This window comes from Rhizobium sp. CC-YZS058, assembly GCF_034720595.1.
Lineage (GTDB): Bacteria > Pseudomonadota > Alphaproteobacteria > Rhizobiales > Rhizobiaceae > Ferranicluibacter.
Map to the genome: position 1 here is coordinate 1,131,991 of NZ_JAYESJ010000001.1, position 14,645 is coordinate 1,146,635.

The window sequence follows — 14,645 nt, forward strand, 5'->3', positions numbered from 1 at the left end:
CCTCGCTTACGACTCGCCGTCCTTGGCGCCGAACAGTTTCTTCAGCATGTCGGCCATGGGGCCGGTGGCGGGCAGGGGTTTCGGGCCGGCTCCGCGCGCCTGGCGGATATGCGACTGGCCAGCCGGTTTGGCGGGCTTCGCCAGCTTGGCGGGCGTTTCCGGTTCCGGCGGGGCGCCGGTGGCCAGTGCCAGCTTGTTCAGGAACTGCGAGTCCTCGCCGCGCACCAGCATGTCGGCATGATCGGCGATGGCGTCGAGCAGCGGTTCCAGCCAGGACTGATCGGCTTTTGCGAAATCGCCCAGCACGTGACCGTTGACGCGCTCCTTGGAGCCCGGGTGACCGATGCCGAGACGCAGTCGGCGATAGTCCTTGCCGCAATGGGCGTCCATCGATTTCAGCCCGTTGTGGCCGCCATTTCCGCCGCCGATCTTCAGGCGCGCCCGCCCCGGCGCGAGATCGAGCTCGTCATGGATCGCCAGCACGGCGCCCACGGGGACCTTGTAGAAACGCATGGCCTCGCCGACCGATTCGCCGGAGAGATTCATGAAGGTCTGCGGCTTGAGAAGCAGGACCCGCTCGCCGGCAATATCCCCCTCCGCGATCTCGGCCTTGAACTTCTTCGACCAGGGCGAGAAGCTGTGGCGACGGGCGAGTGCGTCGAGCGCCATGAAGCCGATATTGTGGCGGTTGCGGGCATAGGATGATCCCGGATTGCCGAGCCCGGCGAAGATCTGCATGGTTGCGCTCCCGCATCGTCCAGGCCGCAGCCCCGTGCCGCGGCGGCGGGCTCTTCGACCCCGTTCGCGCCGCCGTGTCAAGCATGCCGTGTCAAGCATGCCGTGCCGGGCATGCCGTGTCGGGGGACGGATGCTTCCCGGTGCGCGCGCCGTCAGGCAGTCGACGCCCGCTTGCCGCGCGAGGCCGTTTCCTTGGCTTCGGTATTCTGTTCGAGAAGCTCGATCATGTTCTCGATCGCCAGCGGCTGGCTGAAGAGATAGCCCTGGCCATGGTGGATGCCGAGCTTCTTCAAGGCGTGCCAGTCCTGCGCCGTTTCCACGCCTTCCGCCACGGTGCTGCAGCCCATCTGGCTGGCGATGGTGCGAATGCCCTTGATCAGCATCCGGCTCTTGCGCCGCCCCTCCGGGGCCTCGCTGTTGAGCGAACGGATGAAGGACTGGTCGATCTTGACGATATCGACGGGGAAACGATTGAGATAGCTGAGCGAGGAATAGCCGGTTCCGAAATCGTCGAGCGCGATGCGGCAACCGAATTCGTGCAGCTGGCGCAGCACGCCGTGGACCTCCGGATTGTCGAGCATCAGCACGGCCTCGGTGATCTCGATGACGATGCGCTTCGGCGTGATGTGGTGCTCCAGCAGCAGCACGGCCAGACGGTGCGGGAAGGTGGGTTCGAACTGCAGGGGCGAGAGGTTGAGCGCCATATAGGTGTCGCTCGCCCCTTCGAGTGCGGAGATCCGCGCCAGATGCCGAACGGCCTTTTCCAGCACGCAATTGCCGATGGCGGGGATCGACCCGTTTTCCTCCGCGACCCGCACGATCTCCGCGGGGCCCAGCAGACCCTTCTGCGGGTGATTGAGCCGCAACAAGGCCTCGAATCCGACGATCCGTCCGTCCACCATGGCGACGATCGGCTGAAGATAGACCTCGAACCAATCCTCCTTCAGGCCCTCCTTGATGCAGTCTTCGATGTCGCGGCGCTGCCTCGCAGCGTCCATCATCGCCACGTCGAAGAGCCGGGAGCCGCTCTTGCCGTCGCGCTTGCGGGCATACATCGCCATGTCGGCCTTGAGCAGCAGGTCGGAGGCGCTGTGGGCATGGGCGGGGTAAAGCGCGATGCCGATCGAGCAGCTGACGGTCAGTTCGAGACCATTGATGAGCAACGGCCGCTCCATGGCTTCGAGAATGCGCGCGGCCGCGCGGCCGGCCGCCTCCTCGACGCGGGCGGCATCGATCAGGATCGCGAACTCGTCGCCGCCGAGCCGCGCCACCCGGTCCTGCACGCCCAGCGCCGCGCGGATACGGTCGACGACGCTGCGCAGCACGGCATCGCCGGTGGCATGGCCGAAATTGTCGTTGATCCATTTGAACCGGTCGAGATCGATGAACAAGCAGGCGAGTTCCGCCGACCGCGCCGTGGCATCGAGGATCGACTGATCGAGCGCGGCTTCGAAACCCTGGCGGTTGAGGAGACCGGTCAGGTGGTCGGTGATCGCCTGCTGATGACGGTCGATTTCCGCCTGCTTCAAGGCTGTCACGTCGGTCATGACCGCAAGGGCCGTTTCGGTTTCGGACGAGGTCTGTTCGCCGGCGGTTTCCATGATCAGCACGATCATCACCGAGCCGTCGGCACGGATGAAGGGAACGGTGACGGCACAGATCCCGGCGGCACGCCGCCGCTCGTGCCGGTCGAGGTAGTCCTTGACGCCAGCGCTCTCGATGAAATCGATGAAGGGACGGCCGACCACGTCGGCGCGGGCAAAGCCGGTCGCCATCAGCCAGTAATCCGATACCGCAACGATATGATCGTTGCGGTCGACGGAGAAAAGCATGGCGGGGGTTGTGTTGTAGATCGCGTTGATGCGCTCATGGGCGCGCAGCAGCGCGGTCTCCTCCGCCTCCAGCTGCCGCTGCATCTCGTTGAACTTGCGCACGAGCACGCCCATCTCGTCGCCGGAATCCCAATCCACCTGCTGGCGGTCGCCCTTCAGCCGCGTGGCGTCGATGGCGTCCATCAGCCGCATCAGCGGCCGTGTCACGGTGATGCGATTGCCGATTAGCGCGGCGGCGACGACGATCGCGACGGCGAGGAGCAGGATGGCGATGATGCTGAATTCATCGCGGCTGAAGCGGCTGACGAGTCCCGGCTGCTTGATCAGCAATTCGATACGGCCGACGACGGCAGCACTGCGTTCCCAATTGGCCACAATCTGCTTCTGCAGGGTGAAGGAGCCGGTCTGGATCTCCGGCTGGTTGGTGGGAAACTGGAAGCGTAGGGTTCCATTCCAGTCATAGACCCGCACTGCCAGCACATTGCGATCGGCGGCCAGCGCCCGCGCATTGTCCCCCAGCGATTCAGTGTCATGGTACCAGAGCGGCTTGCCCAGCATCTTGGCGCCCGCTTCGATCAGGGCCTCCGCACTCTGCACCCGCTCGCGCCAGATCCGTTCTGCCGAAAGCAGAAGGAACAGGGTGATGAGCGGGGTGACGAACACCAGCAGAGCGCAGCAGACGATGGCGATGAAGCGATTTTCGACGGAATGCATGGAGGGCGGTTCCCGTGATTTAAACGGCATGAGGAGTGAACGCTGCGACCACAGTGTTTCATTGCATATTAAATCACGAATTTCTTAAAAGGCTCCTGACGTTCTGCCTCAGGGCGGCACAACGGTTGCAAATGAAAAGGCCCGCTCCGCGGGTGCGGAACGGGCCTTGTCTTGCAGGACTGGAATGCGAGGACTTATTCGTCGCCGCCGGCTTCAGCCGTGTCCGTGCCGTCTTCCTCTTCCGTCAGAACGTCCGGAGCGGCGATCGTGGCGATGGTGAAATCGCGGTCGGTGATCGTCGGGGCGGCGTTCTTCGGCAGGGTGATGTCGGAGATATGGATGCCGTCACCAACCTTCAGGCCGGCCAGGTCGGCCGTCAGCGAATCCGGGATCTCGTCGGCCGGAACGGTCAGTTCGACCGTGTGGCGAACGATGTTGAGAACGCCGCCTTCCTTGATGCCGGGAGCCTGGTCTTCATTGATGAAGTGAACCGGGACTTCGACGTCGACGACGCTGTTCTTCGTCACGCGCAGGAAGTCGACATGCATGGTGAAGTCGCGGACCGGATCCAGCTGGTAGTCCTTGGGGAGGACGCGGATCTTCTCGCCGTTCACGTCGATCGTCGCGACGGTGGTCATGAAACCGCCGGCGTGGATCTTCAGCGTGACTTCCTTCACCGGAAGAGCGATGGAAATCGGGGGCTGCTTGTCACCATAGATGACAGCAGGAATGAGGCCGTTGCGACGGAGTTCACGGGAGGACCCCTTACCAACCCGTTCGCGCGTTTCGGCCTTGAGCTCGTACGTTGCTTGGCTCATGGCATTGCCTTTCGTTTCGTTGTGAAGCAGTCGTGCGCCATTCATGCCGAATGATGCAAGACGAGGGGCGGAAAAGCCCCATCCGCAGCGCCTCCAAGGGTGTCTGTGCGGACGCGCGCTCCTTAGAGCAGAATGCCCGGTTTGGCAAGCTGCGGAGCCCGGTCGAACTTGGCTGACAATGTTCAGCGTCTGCTAACCCTTCGCATCACCGGTCCGGCAGCATTAACCGATCGGTGCCGATTGGCCTCTAGCGTGACGAACGCCAGCATCAGGTGTCTCATGTTTACAGTTCTGTCCTGCCTCGCCTTCGACCACAATCCCTTCATGCTCGCGCTTTCAGTGTCGGTCTGCGTGCTGGGGGCTGTGCTGACCATGCGGCTCTTCGCCCGCGCCCGGCGCACTCATGGCGGGCAGCAGCTGAACTGGCTGTTCCTGACCGCGCTGATCGGCGGGTCGAGCGTATGGACCACTCATTTCCTGGCCATGCTCTCCTTCCAGTCCGGGGTCGCGCATGCCTACCAGCCGACGCTGACGCTCGTCTCGCTGATCGTCGCCATCGCCTTCAATCTCGTTGGCTTCACGGTGGCGGTCTATCGCCCCGCGACGCTTCTGGTCGAGATGGGGGGCGCGCTGATTGGGGCCGGCATCGCCACCATGCATTATATGGGCATGGCCGCCTTCGAGGTGGCCGGCGTCAAGAGCTGGGACCAGACACTGGTGGTGGCCTCCGTGGTTCTCGGAATGAGCCTTGCTTCCCTCGCCACCAGCCGCATCGCGCGGCCGGTCAATCGTTTCTGCAAATATGGCGGCGCAGCCTGTTTCATCCTGGCGATCGCCTCGATGCACTTCACGGCCATGGGCGCGATGTCGATCACGCCTGACACGTCGCAGACGGTCTCTGCCGAAATTATGCCGGATGCCGTGCTTTTTGCCATGGTGCTCACCGTCGTGCTGCTGATGCTGGCGCTGGGCGCCTCCACCTATCTCATCGACCTGCAGGCGAGCGAACAGGCGGCGCAGCGGTTTCGCCATCTCTCCTTGCACGACGCCTTGACCGGACTGCCCAACCGGGCGGCGTTGCTGGAAAGCCTTGGCGGGACCTTGCGGCGCCGCCGCGATGAAACGGCGCGTATCGCGGTCGTCGCGATCGATCTGTCGCGCTTTCGCGAGATCAACGATGCGCATGGGCGCGCGGCTGGCGATCATGTTCTGCGCAGCCTCACGGCCCGGCTTTCCGCCGCGCTGCGCGAGGGCGAGTTCCTGGCGCGGATCGGCGGCGACGAGTTCGTGGCCGTGACCACCGATTTCTTCCTGAAGAGCGAAGCGCGCAGCTTCACCGCCCGCCTTCTTAAGGAGATCCGCAGGCCGGTCGCCTGGCAGGAGTCCACGCTTCTGTCGATCGAGGCCAATCTCGGCGTCGCACTGTTTCCGGCCGATGCGCGCGAGCCGGAGGAGCTGATCGCACAGGCGACCCAGGCGCTCGCCCATGGCAAGGAAACGGGCACGCAGAGCGTCTGCTTCTACGAGCCCTCGATGGACGGGATGCGCGATCGTTCGCTCCTGTCGATCGATCTGCGGGATGCTTTGGATCGCGGCGAGTTCGAGCTGCATTATCAGCGGCAGAACTGCTGCGCGAGCCGCGAGGATACGGGCTATGAGGTGCTGCTGCGCTGGCGCCATCCCAAGCGCGGCATGGTCTCGCCCGGCGATTTCATTCCGATCGCCGAACGCACGGGCCTGATCGGTCCGATCGGCGACTGGGTGCTCGCCCAGGCCTGCCGCGAGGCGGCCGCCTGGCCCGTGCCGATCCGCATCGCCGTCAACGTGGCGCCGGCCCAGCTTTCCAACAGCGCCTTCCCCGCCCGCGTGGCGGAGATCCTTCGGGAGAGCGGGCTGTCCGGCGCGCAGCTCGAGCTAGAGATCACCGAAAGCGGGATCATTGCCGACCAGGCCCATGCGCTGCAGACCGTGCGCCAGCTGAAGGCGCTTGGCGTCTCGATCGCCATGGATGATTACGGCACCGGCTATTCGTCCCTTTCGACGCTGCAGAACTTTCCCTTCGACAAGATCAAGATCGACCGCAGCTTCATCACCGGCGTGACGAACAGCCCGCAATCGGCGGCCATCGTCCGCTCGACGCTGATCCTCGCCGAAAGCCTCGGCATCCCGGTTCTCGCGGAAGGCGTGGAGACGGAGGAGCAACTGGCCTTCCTGGCGCGCGAGGGCTGCGCCCAGGTCCAGGGCTATCTGTTCGGCAAGCCACAGCCGCTGCATGCCTATGCCGGCGCGCTGCTGCACGAGACGGCGGCAGCGCTCGACGATGCCGCGGCAGCGGCCGCGATCGCCGCCGCCTGAGGTTCAGGCGCGCTTCGTGCGGGCAAGCGCCAGAACGAGGCCGCCGGCGATCAACCCCCAGAGTGCGCCGGAAACCCCGGCAAAGCTGATGCCGGAGGCCGTGACCAGGAAGGTGATCGCGGCCGCTTCCCGGGCCTTCGGCTCTTCGAAGGCGTGCAGCGCGGAGGTGGCGAAGGCGCCGATCAGCGCCAGGCCGGCCACGGCCTCGATGAGGATTGGCGGCGCCAGCCCGACCAGCGTCGTGACCGTGGCGGCGAAGATGCCGAACAGCAGGTAGAAGAGACCGGCAATGATGGCGGACGGGTAGCGCCGGGCCGGATCGGCATGGGCATCGGGGCCCGCGCACATGGCCGCGGTGATGGCGGCCAGATTGACTGCATGGCCGCCGAACGGGGCAGCGAGCATGGAGAAGATCCCGGTCGTGGCGAAAAGCGGCCCCGGCTCCGGCGTAAAGCCGTTGACCTTCAGGACGGCAATGCCCGGAATGTTCTGCGAGGCCATGGTGACAACGAAGAGCGGCAGCGCGATCGAAAGGAATCCGGCCAGCGTGAAGACCGGCTCTATGAGCAGCGGCTGGGGCGCCAAGGTCGCCATCAGTCGGGTGCCGGCATCGGCGGGAATGCCGACGCCGAAGACCACGACCAGCCCGAAGGTGATAAGCGCCGCCGGCACCGCCAGGAGCCGATTGACCCGCCCGACCAGCGCCCAGACGAGCACGATCGGCAGGCCGAGCCGCCAGTCCAGGCCGACGGCGCGCACCGGCGCAAAGCAGAGATTGACCAGCACGCCGGCCAGCATGGCATTGGCGAGCGGCGCCGGAATACGCGCGACAAGCCGGCCAAAGGGGCGCAGCAGCCCGGCCGCGACCAGCAGAAGCCCGCCCATGAGGAAGCCGCCGACCGCTGCCGGAAAGCCGCCCTCGATCGCTCCCGTGCCCGCCAGCAGCGCCGCGCCCGGCGTCGACCAGGCGATGCTGATCGGCATCCGGAACCTGAGCGTCAGCACGATCGCACAAAGGCCCATGCTGAGAGAAAGCGCCATCAGCCCCGAGGCGGCCTGTTCCTGCGTCGCCCCTACCGAACGCAGGCCATGCAGCACGACGGCGAAGGAACTGGCGAAGCCGACGAAGGCAGCGAGAAGCCCCATGAAGGAGCTTTGGAAGGAGAGAGTGCGCAGCATGGGGTCTCGACGAGGCAGGTCAGCGGGCGGGACGATGGTCTGGCACGCGGTGTAGACCAGCCCCGCAGCCGCTGGAAGGGAGGCGGCATGCCCCGCTTGCGCTTTTTGAACCTGACGCGTCTCACGCGCGCCTCACGAACTCTTGGGGGAGGGGGCACCAAGGTCGCAGTGGACCTTTTTCGATTTCCGCTTATACTCCCGTCACCGTCAGCTTTCGGGGAGGAGAGCCGATGAACCATTCCGACCATGTCCAGGCCGTGGCGCTGCATGCCTCGGCCGCTGCCAGTTCGCCTGTGGCTGCGTCGTGGCGGCGATGCCTGACCGTCCATGGGCTTTCGCCCGAGGAGGCGCGCTCGCCGATCCGCCTCAGCGAGGCGGAGCTGCGCCTGGCGCGCGAGGCGAGCGGCACGCTGATCGAAGAGGCGACCGGCGAGATCGACCGGCTGTTTTCCACGCTCGGCCGTGCCGGCTGCTGCCTGCTGCTGACCGATGGCAATGGCGTTGCCTTGGAACGGCGCGGGGCGGCGGGCGACGACAAGGATTTCCGCGGCGTCGGCCTGTGGTCGGGCACAGTCTGGAGCGAAGCTTCCGTCGGCACCAACGGCATCGGCACGGCGATCGCCGATGAACGCCCTGTGGTCATCTATCGCGACCAGCATTTTCTGAGCCAGAATACCCGGCTTTCCTGCGCCACCGCGCCGATCCGCGACCATCGCGGCCGGATCGCGGCGGCGATCGATATTTCCACCTGCCGCGAGGATGCGGGCGAAATGGCGATGACCATCCTGTCGCAGGCCGTGCGGGACGCGGCCTCGCGGATCGAGGCCAATCTCTTCCGCCGCGCCTTTGCCGGCCATCGCATCCTGCTGGTGCCCGCCGAGGGCAAGACGACGCCCGCCTTGCTGGCGATCGACCGCGACGACCTCGTGCTCGGCGCCACGCGCACGGCCCGCCTGGTGCTCGGACTCGATGACGGACGCATCGCCGCCGGCATCCCGGCCTCCGATCTTCTGCAGGAGGATGCCGCAGCGGCTGAAGACAGCCTCCACGACGCCGAGCGCGCGGCGCTGCGCCGGGTGCTCTCGCGTGCGCAAGGCAATGTCTCCGCCGCTGCCGACAGCCTCGGCATCAGCCGCGCCACGCTCTACCGCAAGATGAAGAAGCTCTCGATCAACTGAGCCTGGGAACGGCTGGTCGGTCCTGCCCGCACTGCCGCGCTGCAGCATGGAATGGGCGTTGCGGCTGTCGCAGAAGTGAGACAGTCGGGCCGCCGGGCGCCCCTCATCCCCTGTCGCCCTTCCGCGTTTCAGCGCAGCATGGCCCTCGACAGATCAACCCATCTGTTCGAGGAGGAAACCAATCATGTTGCACCAGAAGATCGTCGAGAACCCGTTCAAGCAGAAATACGGCAACTATATCGGGGGCGAATGGCGCGAGGCCTTGAGCGGCCGCACCTTCGACAACACCACGCCCGTCACCGGCGGCGTCCTCTGCCAGATCGCCCGTTCGGAAGCCGCCGATGTCGAAGCCGCTCTCGATGCCGCCCATGCCGCCAAGGACAAATGGGGCCGCACCTCGACCACCGAGCGCGCCAACATCCTCATGAAGATCGCACAGCGCATGGAGGACAGTATCGAGCTCCTGGCGCGGGCCGAAACCTTCGACAACGGCAAGCCGCTGCGCGAGACCATGGCCGCCGACCTGCCGCTCGCCATCGACCATTTCCGCTATTTCGCCTCCTGCGTCCGCGCCCAGGAAGGCTCGATCGGCGAGATCGACCACGACACGATCGCCTATCATTTCCACGAGCCGCTCGGCGTCGTCGGTCAGATCATTCCCTGGAACTTCCCGCTTCTGATGGCCGCCTGGAAGCTGGCGCCGGCGCTGGCCGCGGGGAACTGCGTGGTGCTGAAGCCTGCCGAACAGACGCCGGCCTCGATCCTGCTCTGGGCCGATCTCGTGGGCGATCTGCTGCCACCTGGCGTTCTCAACATCGTCAACGGCTTCGGGCTGGAGGCCGGCAAGCCGCTCGCCACCAATCCGCGCATCAACAAGGTGGCCTTCACCGGCGAAACCTCGACCGGCCGGCTGATCATGCAATATGCCAGCCAGAACCTGATCCCCGTCACGCTGGAGCTCGGCGGCAAGTCGCCCAACATCTTCTTCGCCGATGTGATGAACGAGGATGACGACTATTTCGACAAGGCGCTCGAAGGCTTCGCCATGTTCGCGCTCAACCAGGGCGAGGTCTGCACCTGCCCCAGCCGCGCGCTTGTGCATGAGAAGATCTACGACCGCTTCATGGAGCGCGCGATCAAGCGCGTCGCGGCGATCAAGCAGGGCAACCCGCTCGACATGTCGACGATGATCGGCGCCCAGGCTTCATCGGAGCAGCTCGAAAAAATCCTCTCTTACCTGGATATCGGCCGGCAGGAGGGCGCCGAAGTGCTGATCGGCGGCGAGCGCAACATGCTGGAAGGGGAGCTTTCCGGCGGCTACTACGTCAAGCCGACCGTCTTCAAGGGGCACAACCGCATGCGGGTGTTTCAGGAGGAAATCTTCGGCCCGGTCGTGTCCGTCACCACCTTCAAGGATGATGACGAGGCGCTGTCGATCGCCAACGATACGCTCTATGGGCTGGGTGCCGGTGTCTGGAGCCGCGATGCGAACCGCTGCTACCAGTTCGGCCGCAATATCCAGGCCGGCCGCGTCTGGACCAATTGCTACCACGCCTATCCGGCCCATGCCGCTTTCGGCGGGTACAAGCAGTCGGGCATCGGCCGCGAAACGCACAAGATGATGCTTGATCATTACCAGCAGACCAAGAACATGCTGGTCAGCTACAGCCCGAAGGCGCTCGGCTTCTTCTGAGCGGCTGTGGAGAGTGGGCCCTTCCCGCCCCATGCGGGAGGGGCCAAGGCGCTGTCAGAGACCGCGCAGCAGACCATAGGCCAGAACGTTCCAGAGAAGGAGCGACATGGCGAGGCACAGCATATAGCATTCGGCGCGATAGGTCATGCAGATCCCCCCTGATCCTCCAGAACCGATGGACCTGCATGCGCGATCTTTCCTGCGCGCGCCATCGCTAATTTTAGGGGTCTTTGCATCAAACGGGGGGAATGTGCCCTTTGAGCCAACGGTTTCACGGTCAGCGTGGCCGGATTGCAACGGTTTTATGTCAGGGATTGGGTTGAGATGACGGAGATGGGTGCAGACGAGCTGGGCGGATTGCCGCGCGTGGTCGCCACGCCGGCGGCTCTTGCCTTCCTCAAGGAGATCCAGGCGGACCATCCGCAGGTCCTGTTCCACCAGTCCGGCGGATGCTGCGACGGCTCGTCCCCCATGTGCTACCCGGCGGATGACTACATTGTCGGCGATCATGACGTGAAGCTGGGCGAGATCGGCGGCGCGCCGGTCTATATCAGCGCGAGCCAGTTCGAGGTCTGGAAGCATACGCAGCTGATCATCGATGTGGTGCCCGGCCGCGGCGGCATGTTTTCGCTCGACAATGGCCGGGAGCGGCGGTTCCTTACCCGCTCCCGCCTGTTTTCCGGCGGCGAGGCCTGCGCCCTCCCGGTCCGCGCTTAAGGGCGGACGACCCGGTAGAGCTGAAGCGGCGCATCGCGCGTGCCAGCAACCGGCTCCAGATAATCGGGCACCTGCCCACGCGCCAGCGCGGCATAGAGCCCGGCCGGATAGCGCGACGAGAGCATGGCGACCTCGCCATCGCCGGGGCAATAGGCCAGCAGGGTCGCGCCGCTTTCCCTCAGAACGATCCGCGCCGCATCCGGCGGCTCCATTCCGGCGCGCAGGCCGGCCAGCAGGCCTTGCTGGTTGCGGTGATATGGCGCGGACAGAGCCCGATGCGGCGTGAAGCGCAGGATGCTGGCGCCGAGATTGGAGGCACCGGCCACGACGCCTGCGGGCTCGGCGGCCAGGGCTGCCATGGCTTGGCGTGTCGTGCAGGAGGGCGTCGTCTCGGCCTCCGCTTCGGCTGTGCCGGCAAGCTGCATCACAAGGGCCGTGGCAAGCGCCCAGACGCTTGGGATGGACAGGAGGCAGAGCAGCGCGAAACCGAGCTCGGCGGCGGTGCGGCGCGGCGGGCCATGGGCGTGGCGACGCAGGTCGATGATGGCGAGCGAAAGCGGATAGAGCGCAAGCAGGCTGGCAAAGACCGTTCCGCGCGCCTGAACCGTGCCGATCAGCAGTGCCGGAAGCACTAGTGCCAGACACACCAGATGCAGTTCGCGCCGGGTGCCGTGCCAAGCGCGCCAGAGGCAGACCAGCGTTCCGAGCAGCCCGACACCATAGCCGAAGCCGAGGAAGGAGGGCCGTTTTTCAGCGATCGCGACGATCGACTGGGCCTCCTCGACATTGGCGAGCCAGAGCGATTTCAGGAGAGGGTCGAGCGAGGCCAGGGGGCTCTGCAGACACTGCGGTGCGATCTGCAGCGCCAGCGCGACGAGGGCTCCGCCAACGCCCGTTAGTGTCGCCAGCCGCCATCCGGTCGCGCGCGCGCTCGCCGTCAGCGCCGAGAGCGCCAGAAGGCTGCCGCCGGCCGTGGCAAGCGCGAAAAAGCCGAGCGAGAGACTGTCGCAGGTGACCGCGGAATAGAGGCGGGGCGGCGTCGTGGCGAAAAAGGCGGCGGTGACGGTCAGCGACAGGCTCAGGCCGAATGCGGTGGCCTCGTCGCGCATCGCGACGCCATGAACGGCCCACCGGCAGGCCACGATGGCGCCCACCATCGCCACCAGCGGCGTCGTTTCCGCGCCGACGGCAATCGCCAGCCCCGCCGCAAGCCCACAAATGGCGTGGCCGAGCCGCGGCCGTGCCGTTTCGACCAGTCCCATCACCATCAGCGCCACCAGCAGGAACTGCACATTGTGGTGGTCGATATTGCCGGGCCGGAAGCGGATATTGGTGAGGAGCAACAGCGTGCCGAGCACGAGGCCGATGATCATGACAGGGGCACCGCCGATCGACCGGCAAGCGCGACCGATGGCAAGCAGCACGGGCAGGATCAGCAGCATCGGCCACAGGCCGAGCGCCGCGGCTTCCGCCGCCTCGGGAGACAGGACGAGGGAGAAGAGGCGGATCAGCGCGCCGATCGGCAGGTCGACGAGGCGCGACCAGTGCATCAGCGTTCCACCCTCGGGACCGAGCCGCGGCTGCACCGTATCGAACCAGCTCTGGCCGGAAAGCCAGTCGCGCACCTCGACAAGCCGCATCACGTCGTCGTTGTCGGCGCCGACATAGTCGGGCAGTCCCATCGTGGCGCGGAGCGCGGCCAGGACCACAATCGCCGTGCCGATCAGGGCAAGCGGCCAGAGACCGCTCAAACCGCGGAAGAGGGCGGGCCGCAGGGGCGCGGCGGCGAGATCGGGCTCATAGGTCGTCATCGGTCGTCGCCTCGTCCTTCGGAAATACTCAACGCTCCGTCAGCGGCCGAAACATTAGGGCCGGATGGTGAAGAAACGGTTCGTGCTTGGAGGACGGGCCATCGGTCCGGTGCGCCCTTCAACCGGACCTTAACGCTTGGTCGGCCATTCTCGGTGATACGGCCCCTTTCGGGCCATGGATCCTGCCGATGAGCGACAGCCTGCCCTCCGATCTCGAGATCGCCGTCCTGCTTCCCTGCTACAATGAATCGGCGACCATCATGCCGGTCGTGCTGGGCTTTCGGGCGGCGCTGCCGCAGGCGCGCATCTATGTCTACGACAACAATTCCACCGACGAGACGGCGCTGAAGGCTGCGCTCGCCGGCGCCACCGTGGTCAAGGAGACCCGGCAGGGCAAGGGCAATGTGGTCCGCCGCATGTTCTCCGACATCGAGGCCGATATCTATGTGATGGCGGATGGCGACGGCACCTACCGTCCGGAGGACGCGCCGGAGCTGATCCGCACGCTCCTGACCGAGCGCGCCGACATGGTGGTCGGCACGCGCCGGGGCGTCACGGCCGATGCGGGCCGCCAGGGTCATGCCTTCGGCAACCGCTTGTTCAACAGGCTCTACACGGCGCTGTTCGGCAGCGATTTCACCGATATCTTTTCCGGCTACCGCGCCTTTTCCCGCCGTTTCGCCAAGAGCTTCCCGGCCGTTTCGCCCGGGTTCGAAACGGAAACGGAAATGTCGGTCCATGCCATGCGGCTGCGCCTGACCGTCGCCGAGCTGGCGCTCGATTACGGTCGACGCCCGGAAGGCTCGCATTCCAAGCTGTCCACCGTGCGCGATGGCGCCCGCATCCTGCGCATGTTCGCCGTTCTGTTGAAGGAAACCCGGCCCTTTGCCTTTTTCGGCACACTGAGCGGGCTGTTCATGCTGGCGAGCCTTACCTTCATGATCCCGGTCCTCATCGAGTTCTTCGAGACCGGACTGGTGCCGCGCCTGCCGACCTGGGTGTTGTCCGTGGCGCTGACCATGATCGCCTTCATGCTCTTCACCGCCGGGCTCATTCTCGATTCGCTGGCGCGCGCCCGGGCGGAGCAGCTGCGCATGCATTATCTGGCGCTGCCCTGCCTGCATGCCCGCGCGCCCACCCGCCGCGTGACCGCGCTGTCTGCTGCGCCGGAACCGGTTCCCAGTGCCGACGCGGCATGAAACGCTTCATCCGCTTCCTGCTGGTCGGGGCCGTCGGCTTCCTGGTGGATGCCGGCGTGCTGCTTGGCTTGCTGGCGCTCAGCCTCGGGCCGCTGCCGGCGCGCATGGTGGCGATCGCTTTGGCACTGACGGTGACCTGGCTCATGAACCGCAGCATGACATTTTCGCCGAGCGGACGCTCGCTGGTGGCCGAGGGTGGGCGCTATGGCGGGGTTGGACTGGCAACGAGTCTCGTCAATTTCGCCGTCTATTCGCTGCTGATCCTGGCCCTGCCCTGGCTGCCGCCGATCCTGGCGCTCGCCGCCGGATCCGCAACCGCGACGCTCCTGTCCTATTTCGGCTATTCCAAGCTGGTCTTCGGGCGCTAGACCGCCTCGACGGCACGAGATCCGGCCAGCGTTGCAAAGCGTG

General features: G+C 65.7%; 11 protein-coding genes. 6 read left to right on the forward strand and 5 right to left on the reverse strand.

What is annotated here, in order from left to right:
* Positions 1 to 6: 6 nt before the first annotated feature.
* The 3 genes from pth to U8330_RS05490 all read right to left on the reverse strand — a co-directional run bounded on the left by pth (position 7) and on the right by U8330_RS05490 (position 4,102).
* On the reverse strand, positions 7 to 738 hold the full coding sequence (gene pth, locus U8330_RS05480; protein ID WP_323104119.1) for an aminoacyl-tRNA hydrolase: 732 nt from the start codon (positions 736 to 738) through the stop codon (positions 7 to 9).
* Between the two features lie 152 nt (positions 739 to 890).
* Entirely contained in the window at positions 891 to 3,284 is a 2,394-nt protein-coding gene (locus tag U8330_RS05485) for a putative bifunctional diguanylate cyclase/phosphodiesterase (protein ID WP_323104121.1), read from the reverse strand.
* A 194-nt stretch (positions 3,285 to 3,478) separates the two neighbouring features.
* Complete coding sequence (locus tag U8330_RS05490) at positions 3,479 to 4,102, reverse strand: 50S ribosomal protein L25/general stress protein Ctc (protein WP_323104123.1); 624 nt, start codon at positions 4,100 to 4,102, stop codon at positions 3,479 to 3,481.
* Positions 4,103 to 4,381: 279 nt separating this feature from the next.
* On the opposite strand from U8330_RS05490, the gene U8330_RS05495 reads away from it, so the two are divergent.
* Positions 4,382 to 6,457 (forward strand): putative bifunctional diguanylate cyclase/phosphodiesterase, encoded by a 2,076-nt coding sequence (locus U8330_RS05495; RefSeq protein ID WP_323104124.1) that lies wholly within the window; start codon positions 4,382 to 4,384, stop codon positions 6,455 to 6,457.
* A gap of 3 nt (positions 6,458 to 6,460) precedes the next feature.
* Here U8330_RS05495 and U8330_RS05500 read toward each other — a convergent pair whose 3' ends face one another.
* Positions 6,461 to 7,636, reverse strand: coding sequence for a benzoate/H(+) symporter BenE family transporter (locus U8330_RS05500; RefSeq protein ID WP_323104126.1), 1,176 nt, complete (start codon positions 7,634 to 7,636; stop codon positions 6,461 to 6,463).
* 230 nt (positions 7,637 to 7,866) lie between these two features.
* Between U8330_RS05500 and U8330_RS05505 the strand changes: the two genes are divergently transcribed.
* The 3 genes from U8330_RS05505 (at position 7,867) to U8330_RS05515 (ending at position 11,224) form a co-directional block, all read left to right on the forward strand.
* Positions 7,867 to 8,814, forward strand: coding sequence for a helix-turn-helix domain-containing protein (locus U8330_RS05505; RefSeq protein WP_323104127.1), 948 nt, complete (start codon positions 7,867 to 7,869; stop codon positions 8,812 to 8,814).
* A gap of 184 nt (positions 8,815 to 8,998) precedes the next feature.
* Positions 8,999 to 10,507, forward strand: a complete 1,509-nt coding sequence (gene adh / locus U8330_RS05510) for an aldehyde dehydrogenase (RefSeq protein WP_323104129.1) — start codon at positions 8,999 to 9,001, stop codon at positions 10,505 to 10,507.
* 324 nt (positions 10,508 to 10,831) lie between these two features.
* Positions 10,832 to 11,224 (forward strand): DUF779 domain-containing protein, encoded by a 393-nt coding sequence (locus U8330_RS05515; RefSeq protein ID WP_323104130.1) that lies wholly within the window; start codon positions 10,832 to 10,834, stop codon positions 11,222 to 11,224.
* Here U8330_RS05515 and U8330_RS05520 read toward each other — a convergent pair.
* A complete protein-coding gene (locus U8330_RS05520) occupies positions 11,221 to 13,035 on the reverse strand; it encodes a hypothetical protein (RefSeq protein ID WP_323104131.1) in 1,815 nt (604 codons plus the stop codon). The two genes, U8330_RS05515 and U8330_RS05520, sit on opposite strands and share 4 nt — an antisense overlap.
* A gap of 188 nt (positions 13,036 to 13,223) precedes the next feature.
* Between U8330_RS05520 and U8330_RS05525 the strand changes: the two genes are divergently transcribed.
* The gene (locus U8330_RS05525) at positions 13,224 to 14,234 is read left to right on the forward strand and encodes a glycosyltransferase (RefSeq protein ID WP_323104132.1); all 1,011 of its coding nucleotides are present in this window, start codon (positions 13,224 to 13,226) and stop codon (positions 14,232 to 14,234) included.
* Positions 14,231 to 14,602, forward strand: coding sequence for a GtrA family protein (locus tag U8330_RS05530; protein WP_323104134.1), 372 nt, complete (start codon positions 14,231 to 14,233; stop codon positions 14,600 to 14,602). Before U8330_RS05525 ends, U8330_RS05530 begins: the two co-directional genes overlap by 4 nt.
* Positions 14,603 to 14,645 lie beyond the last annotated feature (43 nt).